The following is a 15,014-nucleotide window of genomic DNA, read 5'->3' as shown; positions in this document are numbered from 1 at the left end:
TTGGACTCACAAACCCATCCGCGCATCACGCACGGTGTCCAGAGCCGACCGCACAACGCTACACGCCACGCCTGGGAATGGCATCCATGTCCACATTCGTGCCGGTCCACCGCCGCAAAGCCGCACGAAGTGGGACACCCCCACCCCCACCCCCGACACACCCCACGTACATGTCCCCAACAGTGCAGGTTCGACACCACAGAGCAGCACAAAGTGGGACATGCACGGCCCGACCCCGGCAGAGGAACCGTCGTGACGGAAGATGGACGCATGGCAGATACCGACGCCCACCCCATCACGGTGGCGATCGAGCGGCGCATCGACCCGACGCGCACCGCCGAAGCGACCTCCTGGATGCAGGCCGGCACCGATCTCGCGACCGCGTTCCCGGGCTTCCTCGGTTCGGGGTGGGTGCGCGCGGGAGAAGACAGCGACCTCTGGTACATGCTGTACCGCTTCCGCGACATCACGACCCTCGAGGAGTGGGAGAGTTCCACACAGCGCCAGTGGTGGCTCGACTCGGGCCGCCCCTTCGCACGAGAAGAGCGCAGTGAGCGACGCACCGGCATCGAGGGCTGGTTCGACGCCCCGCACGGCTCGATCCTCGAGGCGGCGACGGTGACGGAGGCCGGCACCCAACCGATCCAACAGCCGGTGCCGGCGGCTCCGCCGCGGTGGAAGCAGGCCGTGACGATCTGGGTCGGGTTCTTCCCGACGAACCTGGCGGCGTCGTGGCTGCTGGGGTTCGTTCCCGGGTTCGCCGAGATCCCCCTCGTGCTGCGCGTGCTCGCCACCACCCTCATGCTCACCCCCGTCATGACCTACGCGGTCCTCCCGTGGGTCACCCGCATGCTGCAGCCCTGGCTGCAGCGCCCGCGCCGATCGCGAAAGGCCACGTCATGACCGCCGACCCGACCGGATCCCGCTTCCACCTCCGCGGCGAACACTCCTCCGCCGAGATCGCCCAGGTGGGTGCCGCGCTTCGCGCGCTGACGGTCGACGGCGTCGACCTCGTGCCGCGCTACCCCGACGACCTGCCCACGCCCGCGGCATCCGGAGTCGTCCTCGTCCCGTGGCCGAACCGCATCCGCGACGGCAAGTACTCCTTCGACGGCGAAGACCTGCAGCTCGCGCTCAGCGAGCCGAAGTTCGGCAACGCCAGCCACGGACTGCTGCGATTCGGGACCTACCAGGCCCTCGAGCACAGTGACGAGCAGCTCGTGCTCGGTGCCGACGTTGTGCCGCAGACCGGCTACCCCTTCCACCTGCGCACGCGGGTCGTGTATGCCCTCCGCGCCGACGGTCTGCACGTGACCCACACCGTTGAGAACATCGGGGCGAAGGCCGCCCCCGTCGCCCTGGGCGTGCACCCCTACCTCCAGATCGGCGGCGTGCCGACGGAGGATCTGGTGGTGCGATCGACCGGCACGACCACGTTCGTTCTCGACGACCGCAACATCCCCGTCGACGAGGTGCCCGTCGACGCCGCCACCGACCTGCGCGAGGGTCGCCGTCTCGGCGATGCCTCACTCGACAACGGCTACCGCGGATTGGAGCGGGATGCCGACGGCCGGGCGCACCACACCCTCACCGCTCCCGACGGTCGGCGCGTGCAGCTGTGGCAGGACGACGGGTTCCGCTGGGCACAGGTGTTCACGACCGACCGCTACCCCGGGCAGTCCCTCGCGGTGGCGATCGAGCCGATGACGGCTCCGGCGAACGCTTTCGCGACCGGAACGGACCTGGAGCGACTCGAACCGGGCGCGAAAATGACCAGGGAATGGGGCATTTCCTACCGCGCGTGAGGCGGCCTTGTCCCCCAAATGGGGGACAAGAAATTGGCCATATGACCTGGGAATTTCCCAGACAAGCCCTTTCCTGAAAAGGCGGCGCGAACGATACCATGTGCCCTGACGGTTTCCGTCAAGGCCGGGGGAGGCAAAAGACCAAGCTTTCTCCTGGCTCATTGCCCGAATGAGCCGACGGGGGCCGAGGGTCCCGCGGTGTGGGGGGATCCTCGTTCCGTCCTGAGGAAAGATCCCCCACATGAGCACCGTGCTCCGCTCCGCTGTCCCCTTTTCGCTCCCGGTGCCGCGCCTGGGCACCCTCACGCGCCGCCTCGACGCGATCCCGACGTTGCACGTCGGCGGGGCGGCCCTGATCGTCCTGGTCAGCGGACTGCTGCTGTCGATCGCAACGACGAGCGACCCGCTGTGGTGGCAGCTGCACTTCAGCCAGCTGGGGATCTTCGGCGATCTGTCGAGCGCATTCTTCAACACGACCCTCAAAGTCAGCGGAATGATCGTCGTCGTCTTCGCCTTCCGTGTCCGGCGGGATGTGCGACGTGTGGGTCGCGGCCCCGTCCGTCGCGGCGCCGCGACAGTGGCTTTCATCTGCCTGAATGTCGTGGGCGTCAATCTTGCTCTCGTGGGCTGCATTCCCCTGAACACCGACAAAGACCTGCACGACAAGGTCGCGGGCTCGATGGTCCTGGGGTTCCTCGCCCTGCTGCTGAGCGCGCCGTTCCTCTTCCATCGCCTCGGCAAGCGGATGGCGATCGGCACGGGGATCGCGACAGTCTGGCTGATCGTCTCGATCACGCTGTTCGTCTCGGCGACCATCAACCTGGCGCTGTTCGAGACCATCTCGTGCGCGGCGATGTTCGCCTGGTCGGGCATGTTCACCCAGATCCTCGCGTCGGCGGCGACGGCCGCCACGTCGAAGCCGACATCACAGACTCCCGTCGCGGCGCACCACGCCTCCCGTCGACGCCGTCGCCTTCCGCTCGCCCGGCCGACGGCCACCCGTCGGCCCGTCCGCTCGGCGGCGCAGCACGCCCCGCGCGTCGCACCCGGTCATTCCGTCGAGGGCTCGTCGCTCCGCCCCGATGGCGCATCGACGCTCACCCCGACCGGTGACCGCCGACACCTCGGGATGAGCATCGCGAGAGGGACGGGACGCCGGGTGTCGGCATCCCGCCCGTTCCGCGTCAGTGCTTCTCGCGCAGCTCTCGGCGACTCAGCGGGTGCCCCTCCTCGGCCGTCGACTCGACGTGCTCTGCCGCTCGCACCGCCCGCCGCTCGCGGCGCCGCTCGCTCGCTCCCTCGATGAGGTTGTAGAGCGTCGGCAGCACGAGGAGCGTCAGCAGGGTCGACGACACGAGTCCGCCGATCACGACGACCGCGAGCGGCTGCGAGATGAAGCCGCCGTGGCCGGTGATTCCGAGCGCCATCGGCACGAGCGCGAAGATCGCCGCGAGAGCCGTCATGAGGATCGGTCGGAGCCGTCGCGCGCCGCCGACCACCGTGGCCTCGAAAACGCTCAGGCCACGGGCTCGGTACTGGTTCACGAGGTCGATGAGCACGATCGCGTTGGTCACGACGATGCCGACGAGCATCAGGGCGCCGATCATGCCGGCGACGCCGAGCGGCACGCCCGTGATGAGCAGCATGACGATCGCTCCCGTGGCCGCGAACGGCACCGACACCAGCAGCTCGAGCGGCTGGCGCAGCGACTTGAAGGTCGCCACCATCACGACATAGACGATGAGGATCGCCGCGAGCAGGGCGAGGCCGAGCTGGCTGAACGCATCTGCCTGGTCGGTGACCGAACCGCCCACCTTGGCGGTGGCCCCCTGGGGCAGGGCCGTGTCGGCGAGGGCCGCGCTGACGGTCGAGGAGGAACGGCCGAGGTCGTCGGTCGTGGGGGTCACGGTGATCGTGGCCGTCCGCAATCCCCGTGAGGTCGAGATCGACGGCGGAGTCTGGCTCTGCTCGACCGTGGCGATCTCGTCGAGGCGCACGGTACCGCGGGCGCTCGGGATCTCGAGGGCGCGCAGATCGTCGATCGTCTTCGGCGGGTTGGCCGTGGCGACGTAGACGGTCACGCCGCGCCCGTCGATCTCGACGGTGCCCGCCTGCCGCGGCTGCTGCGTTGCGGAGACGAGGGCGCCCACCGCACGCTCCGACAGCCCGCGCTCCGAGGCGGCGTCGCGGTCGACGCGCACGGAGATGAAGGGAAGGGATGCCGAGAGGCTGCTGGTGACCTGGCCGATGCCGTCTCTCCCCTGGAGCCCCGCCACCACGGCGTCGCTCGCCTGCTGCAGCGACTGCCCGTCGGCGGCGGTGACGTCGATGGTGATGCCGGCCGAGCCGAGTCCCCCGCCCGAGGCTGCGACCTGGATGTCGCCCGCATCGGGCAGCGCCTCCAGCGCGGTGCGCACGCGGTCGCGGAGCTCGACCTGGTCGACGCCCGATTCCGAGGTGATCGAGTAGGTGATGCCCGATCCTCCGCCCGAGAACGCGTCGCGCAGCGCGGAACCGCTCGACCCGATCGACGTCTGCACGGTCTGGACGCCGTCGGTGGCGAGCAGAGCGGCTTCGACCTTCTGGGCCGCCGCGTCCTCGGCATCCAGGCTCGGGGCGGAGCCGATCTTCTGCGTCACCGTGAAGGTGTTCTGGCCGGAGTCGCCGAGGAAGTCGGTCTTGAGCAGGGGGACGGACGCGAGCGTTCCGCCGAGCACGAGCACGGCCAGGGTGAGGGTGACCCACGAGTGCTTCAGCGTCCAGCGCAGGACCGGGACGTAGGCCTTCTGGAGGCGCGAGGGCGGCGCGGTCGGCGACTCGGGGTCGATCGGATTGCCCTCGGCATCGCGGATGACCTTCCCGGGCTTCAGGAACCACGACGCCAGCACGGGCACGATCGTGAGCGACACGAGCAGCGAGGCCGCCATGGCGATCGTCACGGTCAGCGAGAACGGTCGGAAGAGCTCTCCCGTCACGTCCCCGACGAACGCGATCGGGAGGAACACCGCGACGGAGGTGATGGTGGATGCCGTGATGGCGGCCGCCACCTCGCGCACGGCGCGCACGATCGTGGGGATCTTGTCGGCGTCACCGACGTAATGGCGCTTGATGTTCTCGATCACCACGATCGAGTCGTCGACGACGCGGCCGATCGCGATCGTGAGCGCGCCGAGGGTCAGGATGTTCAGCGAGTACCCGAAGGCCTGGAGCCCCACGAAGGTGATGAGGACGCTGGTGGGGATCGAGATCGCCGTCACGAGCGTCGAGCGCACCGACATGAGGAAGACGAGGATCACCACGACCGCGAAGACCAGACCGAGGAGCCCCTCCTGCGCGAGGGCCTCGATCGACTGCTGCACGAACGGCGCCTGGTCGAAGACGACGGTGAATTTCGCGCCCTGACCGAGCTGCGATTCGAGCCCCGGCAGCGCCGCGAGCACCCCGCGCGAGACGTCGACGGTGTTGGCCGCGGGGAGCTTGGTGACGGCGATGGTCAGGGCCGGCTGCCCGTCGACACGCGACAGCGTGGTCACGGGGTCGGGCTCGAGGGCGACCGTGGCGACATCGCTGATCTTCGTCTGCCCCGCCTGGAACTGAGCGGCGTCGATGGGCACGAGCGGCAGCGCGGAGATCTCGTCAACGCTGGTCAGCTTCGACCCGGTCTGCACGGTCAACGTCTGACCGCCCTCGGTGAGCGAACCGCCGGGGAAGAGCACGCCGTTGGCGTCGAGGGCGTCGGTGATCGCCTGCTGACTGAAGCCGCGCTCGGCGAGCTTGGCGGTGTCGGGGGTGATCGTCACGCGCTGGGCGGTGCCGCCCACGATCTGTGCGCCGTTGACCCCCGCGACGTCCTCGAGGTCGGGGACCACGCTCGTCTGGAGGATCGACTGCGTCGCCTCGGCGTCGGTGAATCCCGTGACGGCGAGCTGGATGACGGGGAAGTCGTCGATGCTGGCCGAGGCGACGGTGGTGTCGGCGGAGTCGGGCAGCTGGTCTTTGATGCGCGCGATCGCGGCGAGGATCTTCTGCTGCGCCCCCGCGAGGTCGGTGCCGTAGGTGAACTTGGCCGAGACGATCGAGGAGTTCGTCGTGCTCGTCGCGGTGGTGGATTCGAGCCCCTCCACGCCGCGGATCGCGTTCTCGATGGGCGTCGACACGTCGGTCTCGACGACTTCGGGCGAGGCGCCCGGGTAGGTCGTGACGACGGCGAGCTGCGGGAACTCGATCGAGGGGATGAGCTCCTGCTTGAGGCTGGTGAGCGCGAGCCCGCCGAAGATCGCCGCGACGATCGTGACGAGGGCGATGAGGGCGCGGTTCTTCAGGCTCAGGACGGCCAGGTACGACACGGGGGGACCCTCCGGGTAAGTCCGATACAGGAATGTATCGAAGCTCAGTATCCCATGCGCGCCCACCCCTCGGACCGCCCGGCGGGCGGCTGCCTCAGAGCGCCGATCCGAGCGACAGACCCAGTGCCGCCGCGACGACGGACCCGACGAACGACACCACCGCGTACGACACCGCCGCGCGGGAGCGCCCCTCTTCGGCGAGCAGCGCCGTGGTCACGGCCACCGCGCTGAAGGTCGTGTATCCGCCGAGCAGGCCCGTCCCGAGGATCCACCGCCATGACTCGTCGGCGGGAAGGGGGGTCAGGATGCCGAGCACCAGCGCCCCGGTGAGATTCACGACCAGGATGCCCCACGGGAACCGCTCCCCCGTGCGGCGCCGCACAGCCACATCGAGCAGATAGCGCAGCGCCGCCCCCACGCCGCCGGCGAGGGCCACGGCGAGGAAGACGAGCGGCATCACGCCGCCAATCTACCCCTCGCCGCGCGATCCCCTCACGCCTCGAGCGCCTCGACGCGACGACGCAGTTCGGATGCCTTCTCGGCGCCGATCTGCGCTTCGGCGAGCTTGAGCGCGGCGCTCGCGGTGAGCGTGCGGGCCACGAGGTAGGTGGGGCTCGCCTTGAGGTCGGGGATGACGTCGAGGATGATGCCCTCGGCATCGGGGTCGGTCATGAGCTTGCCGAGCTTGATCTTTGCCAGGTCGTAGCGAGCGGTCATCGGTCCTCCTTGAACGGGCGCGCCGTCGCGCCCTCGGCAGATTGTTGCACATATGTCCCGTTATGTCATCGATCGCTCGGGATCGCGCGAGAAAGCCCCCACGAGCGCGTAGGCCGCGCGCGCCTCGGGCGTCCAGAACGCCCCGACGTAGACGTGGAATCCCGCCCGAGCGGTCACCAGACGCACCGACGCCCGCTCGGCGCGCGCCCGTCGAGCGAAGGCGACGGCGTCGTCGAAGAAGATGTCGCGACCCCCCTGGAACACGAGGGTCGGCGGCAGCCCGGCGAGCTCCATCCGCGCGGGATTGAGCACCGGATCGTCGAGCCCCCGATCGCCCACCCACGCCTCCGCCCCGGCTCGAAGACCGGGAACGCGCAGCGAGGGATCCCGCGGCATCCGACGCGCGATCCCCGGGTCGGTGAGAGCGAGGTCGAGCCACGGCGAGAACAGCACGAGCGCGTCCGGTCGACGCGCGGCGCGCAGGGCGAGCCCCACCGCCACGGCCCCTCCGGCCGAGTCGCCCGCCACGAGGAGGCGGGAGGTCCCCGCCCGCGCGGCGAGACGTTCGTACTGGGCGTCGATCACGGCGAGGGTGTCGTCGGCCCGATGCTCGGGCGCCAGGGGGTAGCAGACCACCGTGATCGCCGCCCCGGTCGCCCGGGCGAGACGCTCGACGATCCACCAGTGCTCGGCGACGAGGGGATTCACCAGTCCCCCACCGGGCAGGTACATCAGCTCGAGGCCCGCGGTGCGCGCCGCCGGCTCGTAGCGGGAGACGGGCAGCCCGCCCTCACGCGAGACGACGACACGGCCCGAGCGTCGCAGGCGCGCCGGCGGATCGGCCGGACGGCGGCCCGGGTCGAGCGTCTCGAGGTAGTCGTCACGAGCCAGCGCGAGGCGGATCGGCCGCGCGCTCACCCACATCGCCGCGGTCGTGAGCGTCATCGACAGCGACACCGACTACTCCCCGCGCGCGTCGGCGGCCATGTCGGCGAGCGCGTTCGTCGTCACCAAGCGGACGACAGCCGGCAGGCCCGCGGCGATCTTGCGCCCCACGAGGGGGCCGAACACCAGCGCGAGAGGACCGGAGATCTCGACGGCGTGCGTCACCGACAGCCCGTTCGGCGTCTGGCGCATGCGGTGCGGGAACGACAGCACCGCCCCCGGCAAGCCGATCCGGAAGTTCATCGCGACCCCCGGCTGCAGCTCGGTGAAGGTGAAGCGCTGCGCGGGGGTTCCGTGGTTGACCACGCGGCCCGATGCACCGACGCGCGGGGGCACGGGGAAGGTGGCCTCGCGCAGATCGGGATCGTCGACGGCCCAGTCCTCGGGCGTGGTCCACCTCTTCCACACCGCGTCGGCGGTGGCGGTGGTGAGGTGCGTGTACTCGCGGCGCCAGGTCATCGGACGACTCCCGTCTGTTCGTGGTCGGTCGAGGAGGAGCTCAGGATGCCGCGGGCCTGGAGCGCCGCGCGCTCACCGGCGCGGACGGCGCCGTCCATGAATCCCGTCCAGCGATCGGCCGTCTCGGTCCCGGCCCAGAGGATCGACCCGACGGGGGCGGCCAGGGCACCGGCGTAGGGCACGACCGCTCCCGGCCCCGGGGCGGCCGTGGGGCCGCCGCCGACCCAGGGCTCGGCGCCCCAGCGCTGGTCGATAAAGCCGATGGCATCCAGTGCCCGGGGGCCGAACAGGTCAGCGAAGGACGACAGCGCCCGCGCTGCGCGCTCGGCGGGTGCCAGCTCGTCCCACTCGCGGGCGTAGACCCCGCCGATGAAGCCGAGGAGCACGCCGGGGGCGCCGGCGTGAGCGGGACCGGCGTCGAAGGTGATGAAGACCGGGCCGGTGTCGGAGAGCCCCTGCCCCGACAGGTCGTGGTCGCGCCAGAACGGCCGCTCGTACACGGCGTAGGCCTTCGACAGCACCCCCGCCGGCCAGCGCTGGGCCATCTGGGCGTGAGAGGGGGGAAGGGCCGGCGCGAAGTCGATCCTGCCGCGCAGCGCCGGTGGCACGGCGACGACGACGGCGCGAGCGGTCACCGTCTCGTCGGCCGTCGACACGCGCACCCCCTGGGCGGCGGTCTCGATGCGTCGCACCGGAGCGCTCACCCGCAGAGCAGCCCCGAGCGCGTCGGCGAGACGCACGGCGATCGCGTGCGAGCCCTCGACGAAGTGCTCCTCTTGCGCGCCGCCCTCGGTGTCGAGCATCGACGACAGTCCACCCGCCTGGTGGATGTAGTGCAGAGCGTGCAGGAACGAGATCTCGTCGGGCTCGCACCCCCACGTCGTCCGGCCGGCGATCGCGATGAGCTCTCGTGCCGCGGGAGAAGCGTGCGAGCGGCGCAGCCACGAGCCGAGGCTCTCGGCATCCAGGTTCGCGGCCTGCGGGGCGGCGGCGGGGTTCCCCCGGGGGACGGTGCGCGCCAGGCGGTCGAGAGTGAGCTGGATCCGTCCCACGTCGAGCAGGCTCGCGCCGACCGGAGGCACCGTGCCCCGGTAGCGCCGATGATCGCCGCGCCACCGGATGACGTTGCGACCCGCGGCGTAGGTCCGATAGCGCGAGACGCCCACTTCGTCGGCGAGCGCCAGGATGCGATCCTGGCCGGGGCCGACGAACGTGCCGCCGAGGTCGACGTGCACCCCCGCCACCTCCGCCGACGACACGCGTCCGCCCACGCGGGGCGCCGCTTCGAACACCGCCACCGTCGCGCCGAACTGGCGAAGCCGGTGAGCGGCGGTCAGGCCCGAGAGACCTGCGCCGACCACGACCACGTCGACGTCGGGGGCCGGGGCCCGGTCCGCAGAGGGCGGGGAGGCGGTCATAGGCTTACTCCGTTCCGAAGGCGACACCGACCACCCCGGTCGGCGAGGAGGACAGCGTGAGCGAGACGACGAGCCGGCCGATGCGGGCGCGCGGTCGCGCGCGTCGCGAGCTGCTGTTGGACGCCACGATCGCGATCATCGCCGAGGGGGGCATCGCGGCCGTCACGCACAGGTCGGTGGCCGCCGCGGCGGGGGTGCCGCACTCGTCGACGACGTACTTCTTCGACTCGCTCGACGACATGATCGGCGAGGCCGTCGCGCACGCGATGGCGGCCGAGCTCGAGCGGCTCGAGCAGTTCCGCTCCGTCCTCGTCTCGGGCGCGAACAGCCCCGGGGCGGCGATCGACGAGTTCGTCGAGATCGTGCGCAGCCAATCGCAGGACCACACGGTCGCGCAGTTCGAGATCTACCTCTTCGCCTCGCGTCATCCGGCCCTGCGTGTTCACGTCGAGAAGATCCTCGACGAGACGCGGGCGCTCGCGGCGGCCGTGCTGCAGACGAACGGCGTGACCGATCCGCACGCCGCCGCTGCGGTCGTCGCCCTGATCGACGGTTTCGCCCTGCATCGCATCGCCCGTTCCGAGGAGGTCCAGTTCCAGTCGCTGGCGCACGCCCTGCGTGCCGCCATCGTGGGGTTCGTGACCCTCGCCGCGACCTCTTCGCTGGGCGAGGGGGATCACTCCCCCGCTTAGTTGGCACAAACGTACAGGTTTCTTGCGCCCGTCGCCTCCTCGCGGAGTCGAATTCACATCTTTGTCACACAAAACGGTACGTGTGTGCAATAAAGTGACCCGATAGTCGATCCCATTGCCGTGATCGACAGAAGGGTTCCGCGATGCTCCGTCCCCGCCCCCAGGACCACCTGCTCCGCTGGGGCGCGCGCGCCCTCGGGTCGCTTCCGCCCACGGCCCTCCGCGCGGTGAACGGCCGCCCCGTCGTGATCGACGGCAACACCCTGCACCCCGCGGTGCAGACGTCTCTCCGCGTGATGAACGGCTCTCCCGGCGCCCACTTCGAGCGGCTCCCCCTCGACGAGGCCCGCGCGCACATCGAGATCGAGGCGTGGACGTTCGCCGGGACGACGAAGCTCGCGCAGAGGGACGACGTCGAGATCCCGACCCGTGCCGGGCGGGTTCCGGGACGCGTATACCGCGCCGACCTCGATCGCGCGGCATCCGGGATCATCGTGTACTTCCACGGCGGCGGCTGGGTGCTCGGATCGGTCGACAGCGCGGATGCCACGTGCCGCACCCTCGCGAAGACCTCGGGCATGACGGTGGTGTCGGTCGGCTACCGACTGGCCCCCGAAGCGCCGTTCCCGGCGGGGCTCCACGACAGCGTCGACGCCTTCCGGTGGGTCCGCGACAACGCCTCGCGGTTCGGCGCGACCGCTGACACGGTCGGTGTCGGCGGCGAGAGCGCGGGCGGCAACCTCTCGGCGGTCGTGGCGTCGGTCACCCGGGACGACGCCGAGGGCGCACCGGTGTTCCAGATCCTGTTCTGTCCCGTCACCGACCTCGCGCGCAAGCGTCGCTCCTACGAGCTGTTCGCCGACGGATTCTTCCTCACGGAGGCGCAGATGGACTGGTACGCCGCGCACTACCTGAGCGGCGGAGCAAGCGCCGATGATCCGCTGATCTCGCCCCTGCGGGCCGACGACCTCTCGGGCCTGGCCCCGGCGTACGTCGCGGTGTCGGGTTTCGACGTGCTCCGCGACGAGGGCGTCGCCTACGCCGAGCGCCTCGAGGCCGCCGGTGTCGCCACGCACCTCGTGACCCACGCCGGCCAGATCCACGGATTCTTCAACGCCTGCGGAGCGCTGCGCGACGCGCGCGATGCCGTGGCGGATGCCGGCCGGTGGGCCGTGACGACGCTCGCGGCGGCACGGACGGGCGGCACCCGGTGACCGCTGACGCGACGCCCGCCACCCTCACCGCCTACGCCGAACCCACCCGGCCCGTTCGCGCGGGCTGGATCGCGGCCTTCGCCGGGGTGTGGCTCGGACTGTGGATGGCGCAACTCGTCCCGGTGCAGGTGCTGCTGCCCCTGCAGATCGCCGCGCAGCACGCCTCGGACGATTGGCTCGTCTCGCTCGTCACCTACGGCCTGGTCAGCGCCGTGGCGGGGACGTTCGTGGTCATCGCCTACCCGATCGTGGGCGCGCTGAGCGACCGCACCCGATCGCGGTTCGGACGCCGTCGCCCCTGGATCTTCGGCGGTGTCGTGCTCGCGGCCGTCGGTCTCGCGCTGCTCGGCGTCCAGACCGAGACGCTCGGCACCGTGACGATGTGGACCGCGGTGATGATGGGCTTCTGCATGGCCTCTGCCGCCCTCACCGCCGTCATGGCCGACCGCGTGCCCGCGGGGCAGCGGGGCCTCGTGTCGGGCTGGATCTCGGCGCCGAACGCGATCGGCATCCTGCTGGGGATCGTGCTGGTCACCGCGGTGTTCACCACGACGGCTTCGGGCTACCTCGCGCTGGCCGTGTGCTGCGTAGGCCTGGCCGTGCCGTTCCTGCTCGTTCTGCGCGACGTTCCGCTGACGACGTCCGAGGCGGCGCTGTTGGGTCCGCTCACCGTCCGCACGATCCTCTCGTCGATCTGGGTCGACCCCCGGCGTCACCCCGACTTCGCGTGGACCGTCGCGAGCCGTGTGCTCATCAACCTCGGCAACGCGATCGCCACGACGATGCTGCTGTACTTCTTCACCTTCGCGCTGAGGGTGGCCGATCCGACCGGCTTCCTCGTCTTCACGACGGTGATCTACATGGTCGTGACGATTGTGGCATCCGTCGCCCTCGGCAAACTCAGCGACGTGGTTCAGCGCCGTCGCGTGTTCGTCCTCGCCTCGGGGGTCGCTCAAGCCGTCTCGGCCCTGCTCCTCGCCGTCGCCCCGGCCGAGTCGACCGCGGTGATCGGCGCCGTGCTGCTCGGGCTCGGTCAGGGGTGCTTCTTCGCCGTCGACCAGGCCCTGGCCACGCAGGTGCTGCCCTCGGCCGAGACGCGCGGCAAGGACGTCGGGATCATGAATATCGCCCTCGCCGGCCCGCAGGCGTTCGGTCCCCTGCTCGGGGCGGGGGCCGTGGTGCTGTTCGGCGGGTTCTCGGGGCTGTTCCTCGCGAGCGGGCTGGCGGGCCTGCTCGGCTCGGTCATCATCATGCGGGTGCGCTCGGTGCGGTGATCGTCGACGGATGCCGGGAGCCCGCGGCATCCGCGCCGTTCCGGCTCAGCCGTAGAGCAGCCGGATGATGCGCTCGACGAGACGGTCGACCTTCGCGGTGCGCCGCATCGTGGTCAACGTCAGCAGCGGGAAGCGCTGACGGGTCAGCGCCTTCGGGTACGCGAACTCACGCAGACCGTCCGCCCCGTGGATGCGCCCGAATCCGGAATCGCCCACCCCGCCGAAGGGGAGGGCGGGGACCGCGGCGAACGAGATGACCGAGTTGATCGCGATCATGCCTCCGCGCAGGCGCAGGGCGAGCTCGCTCCCCCGCCTCCGAGAGAACACCGAGCCCGACAGTCCGTACCGCACGGCGTTGGCCTTCTCGACGGCCTCGTCCATGGATGCCACGCGGTTGACGACCAGGGTCGGGCCGAAGGTCTCTTCGCGCACGGCGTCCGCCTCCTCGTCGACGTCGGTGAGGAGGACGGGTTGCAGGGTGACCCCGGGCGCCGGGGTCGATCCGACGCGCGCCGTCGCGCCCCGCGCGAGCGCGTCGGCGACGTGCGCCCGGACCACGTCGGCCTGGCGCGGCATGGTGAGCGGACCGAGCGTCGCGGCGTCGTCGGCGCCGGCGCGGAGCTCGCGCGTGCGCTCGGCGACGGCCTCGACGAAGCGGTCGTAGATCTTCGCGTGCGCGTAGACGCGCTCGATGCCGATGCAGGTCTGACCCGCGTTCGAGTACGCGCCCCAGACGGCCGCCTCGGCCGCGGCCGCGAGATCGGCGTCCTCGTCGACGAGGAGGGCGTCTTTGCCGCCCGCCTCGATCACGACCGGGGTGAGGCTCTCGGCGCACGCGGCCATGACGGCCTTGCCCGTCGCGGTCGATCCGGTGAAGGCCACCTTGTCGACACCCGCGCGACAGAGGGCGGCGCCGGTGGGCCCGAGACCGGTCACCACGGCGAAGACATCGGCCGACCCGCCCGCGCGCACGAAGGAGCGCTGCAGCCACACGCCCACGCCGGGGGTGTACTCGCTGGGCTTGAACACCACGGCGTTGCCCGCGGCGAGCGCGTACGCGATCGAGCCCATGGGCGTGAAGACCGGGTAGTTCCACGGGCCGATGACCCCGACCACGCCGTACGGGGTGTAGCCGACGCTCGCCGACTGGTTGAGCATCAGCACGCCCGCGCCCACGCGACGCCGACGCAGGACCGGGCGCGCGTGGGTCGCCGCCCAGGCCAGGTGGTCGAGGGCGAGCATGATCTCGAGCCGGGCGTCGCCACGGGGCTTGCCGGTCTCGGCGCGCACTACGGCGATGAGGTCGTCGAGGTGCGCCACGATGTCGCGCCGCCAGGCCTGCAGCGCGCGCCGCCGCCCCTCGAAACCGAGGGACCGCCACTCGCGCGCCGCGCGCCGCGCGCGGTCCACCGCCGACACCACCTCGGCGGGGCCCCGCACCGGGAAGGTGTCGACGACGCGCCCATCGAGAGGGCTCAGCGAGTCGAAGGTGTCGGTGGTCACGGCATCCATGTCACGCTCCGTGCTTCTGTCCGTACCCGGTCGAGACCGCGGCGGTGAGCACCGCGGCCTGCTGCTCGGGGCTGAGTTCGGCGGGCACCGCCACCGCTCGCGCGCGCAGGTAGATGTCGCACGCCCACTCGAGCAGGGCGGTGTTCGTCACCGCGTCGGCGAGGTCTCGGCCCGTGGTGACGGCGCCGTGGTGGGCGAGAATCGCGGCATTGGCTGCGGCGAGGGCGCCGCCCGTGGCCGCGGCGAGCTCGGCCGAGCCGAAGACCGAGAAGGGCACCACCTCGATCTCGCCCCCGAGGGCGAGCTGTTGGTAGTGCACGCAGGGCAGTCGGTCAGAGACGAGTGAGAGGGCGATCGCCGCGGGGGCGTGCGTGTGCACGACGGCCCCGACGGCCTCGTCGGCGTAGGCCGCGCGGTGCAGGTCGAGCTCGGAGCTCGGGGCGAGCGCCCCCTCGACGACTCTCTTCTCGCCGTCGACGATCACGACGTCGTCGGCGACCGCCTCGGCGAAGACCACTCCGGTCGCCGTGATCGCGATGCCCCCGTCCACGCGCACGCTGACGTTGCCCGCTGTCCCCTTGACCAGGCCCTGCGCGGCGAGAGAACGGCAGGCGTCCGCCACGGCTTCTCGC

General features: G+C 71.1%; 13 protein-coding genes and 1 pseudogene. 6 read left to right on the top strand and 8 right to left on the bottom strand.

The genetic code is table 11. The annotated features are described in order from the left end of the window. Positions 1-270 precede the first annotated feature (270 nt). The 3 genes and pseudogenes from MTE01_RS06740 to MTE01_RS17320 all read left to right on the top strand — a co-directional run. Entirely contained in the window at positions 271-903 is a 633-nt protein-coding gene (locus MTE01_RS06740) for an antibiotic biosynthesis monooxygenase (RefSeq protein WP_056225826.1), read from the top strand. Then, positions 900-1,805 (top strand): aldose 1-epimerase family protein, encoded by a 906-nt coding sequence (locus MTE01_RS06735; protein WP_141376479.1) that lies wholly within the window; start codon positions 900-902, stop codon positions 1,803-1,805. Before MTE01_RS06740 ends, MTE01_RS06735 begins: the two co-directional genes overlap by 4 nt. Before the next feature lie 241 nt (positions 1,806-2,046). After that, a pseudogene (locus tag MTE01_RS17320) lies at positions 2,047-2,670 on the top strand (DUF998 domain-containing protein); the annotation flags it as partial. Positions 2,671-2,989: 319 nt separating this feature from the next. Here MTE01_RS17320 and MTE01_RS06725 read toward each other — a convergent pair. The 6 genes from MTE01_RS06725 to MTE01_RS06700 all read right to left on the bottom strand — a co-directional run bounded on the left by MTE01_RS06725 (position 2,990) and on the right by MTE01_RS06700 (position 9,690). Next, on the bottom strand, positions 2,990-6,151 hold the full coding sequence (locus tag MTE01_RS06725; protein WP_141376475.1) for an efflux RND transporter permease subunit: 3,162 nt from the start codon (positions 6,149-6,151) through the stop codon (positions 2,990-2,992). A gap of 94 nt (positions 6,152-6,245) precedes the next feature. Then, complete coding sequence (crcB, locus tag MTE01_RS06720; protein ID WP_141376626.1) at positions 6,246-6,608, bottom strand: fluoride efflux transporter CrcB; 363 nt, start codon at positions 6,606-6,608, stop codon at positions 6,246-6,248. A 35-nt stretch (positions 6,609-6,643) separates the two neighbouring features. Then, complete coding sequence (locus tag MTE01_RS06715) at positions 6,644-6,868, bottom strand: DUF2076 domain-containing protein (RefSeq protein WP_074696036.1); 225 nt, start codon at positions 6,866-6,868, stop codon at positions 6,644-6,646. Positions 6,869-6,928: 60 nt separating this feature from the next. Continuing rightward, positions 6,929-7,825: an alpha/beta hydrolase fold domain-containing protein gene (locus MTE01_RS06710; RefSeq protein WP_141376473.1), complete on the bottom strand. Its 897-nt coding sequence runs from the start codon at positions 7,823-7,825 to the stop codon at positions 6,929-6,931. A 3-nt stretch (positions 7,826-7,828) separates the two neighbouring features. Continuing rightward, the gene (locus MTE01_RS06705; RefSeq protein ID WP_103206916.1) at positions 7,829-8,272 is read right to left on the bottom strand and encodes an SRPBCC family protein; all 444 of its coding nucleotides are present in this window, start codon (positions 8,270-8,272) and stop codon (positions 7,829-7,831) included. Then, the gene (locus MTE01_RS06700) at positions 8,269-9,690 is read right to left on the bottom strand and encodes a flavin monoamine oxidase family protein (RefSeq protein ID WP_141376471.1); all 1,422 of its coding nucleotides are present in this window, start codon (positions 9,688-9,690) and stop codon (positions 8,269-8,271) included. Before MTE01_RS06700 ends, MTE01_RS06705 begins: the two co-directional genes overlap by 4 nt. 56 nt (positions 9,691-9,746) lie before the next feature. Here MTE01_RS06700 and MTE01_RS06695 point away from each other — a divergent pair, with 56 nt between their 5' ends. From MTE01_RS06695 to MTE01_RS06685, 3 genes are all read left to right on the top strand, one after another. Beyond that, positions 9,747-10,382: a TetR/AcrR family transcriptional regulator gene (locus tag MTE01_RS06695; protein ID WP_218026333.1), complete on the top strand. Its 636-nt coding sequence runs from the start codon at positions 9,747-9,749 to the stop codon at positions 10,380-10,382. Between the two features lie 143 nt (positions 10,383-10,525). Next, a complete protein-coding gene (locus tag MTE01_RS06690) occupies positions 10,526-11,596 on the top strand; it encodes an alpha/beta hydrolase (protein ID WP_141376469.1) in 1,071 nt (356 codons plus the stop codon). After that, positions 11,593-12,870: an MFS transporter gene (locus MTE01_RS06685; protein ID WP_141376467.1), complete on the top strand. Its 1,278-nt coding sequence runs from the start codon at positions 11,593-11,595 to the stop codon at positions 12,868-12,870. The genes MTE01_RS06690 and MTE01_RS06685 overlap by 4 nt, the downstream gene beginning before the upstream one ends. A gap of 45 nt (positions 12,871-12,915) precedes the next feature. Here the strand turns inward: MTE01_RS06685 and MTE01_RS06680 are convergent, their stop codons facing one another. Together MTE01_RS06680 and MTE01_RS06675 are read right to left on the bottom strand one after the other, a co-directional pair. Next, positions 12,916-14,382, bottom strand: coding sequence for an aldehyde dehydrogenase family protein (locus MTE01_RS06680; RefSeq protein WP_103206920.1), 1,467 nt, complete (start codon positions 14,380-14,382; stop codon positions 12,916-12,918). A gap of 1 nt (position 14,383) precedes the next feature. Next, the gene (locus tag MTE01_RS06675) at positions 14,384-15,004 is read right to left on the bottom strand and encodes a class II aldolase/adducin family protein (RefSeq protein ID WP_141376465.1); all 621 of its coding nucleotides are present in this window, start codon (positions 15,002-15,004) and stop codon (positions 14,384-14,386) included. Between the last annotated feature and the right edge of the window lie 10 nt (positions 15,005-15,014).

Source organism: Microbacterium testaceum, from assembly GCF_006539145.1.
Taxonomy (GTDB): Bacteria; Actinomycetota; Actinomycetes; order Actinomycetales; family Microbacteriaceae; genus Microbacterium; species Microbacterium testaceum.
This window is presented reverse-complemented; position numbering and strand designations above follow the sequence as displayed.

What these genes read in the sequence shown, in the direction of transcription:
- MTE01_RS06740 (WP_056225826.1), top strand. Translation starts at nt 271, where the DNA reads ATGGCAGATACCGACGCCCACCCCATCACGGTGGCGATCGAGCGGCGC.
- MTE01_RS06735 (WP_141376479.1), top strand. Translation starts at nt 900, where the DNA reads ATGACCGCCGACCCGACCGGATCCCGCTTCCACCTCCGCGGCGAACAC.
- crcB (WP_141376626.1), bottom strand. Translation starts at nt 6,608, where the DNA reads ATGCCGCTCGTCTTCCTCGCCGTGGCCCTCGCCGGCGGCGTGGGGGCG.
- MTE01_RS06715 (WP_074696036.1), bottom strand. Translation starts at nt 6,868, where the DNA reads ATGACCGCTCGCTACGACCTGGCAAAGATCAAGCTCGGCAAGCTCATG.
- MTE01_RS06705 (WP_103206916.1), bottom strand. Translation starts at nt 8,272, where the DNA reads ATGACCTGGCGCCGCGAGTACACGCACCTCACCACCGCCACCGCCGAC.
- MTE01_RS06700 (WP_141376471.1), bottom strand. Translation starts at nt 9,690, where the DNA reads ATGACCGCCTCCCCGCCCTCTGCGGACCGGGCCCCGGCCCCCGACGTC.
- MTE01_RS06690 (WP_141376469.1), top strand. Translation starts at nt 10,526, where the DNA reads ATGCTCCGTCCCCGCCCCCAGGACCACCTGCTCCGCTGGGGCGCGCGC.
- MTE01_RS06680 (WP_103206920.1), bottom strand. Translation starts at nt 14,382, where the DNA reads ATGGATGCCGTGACCACCGACACCTTCGACTCGCTGAGCCCTCTCGAT.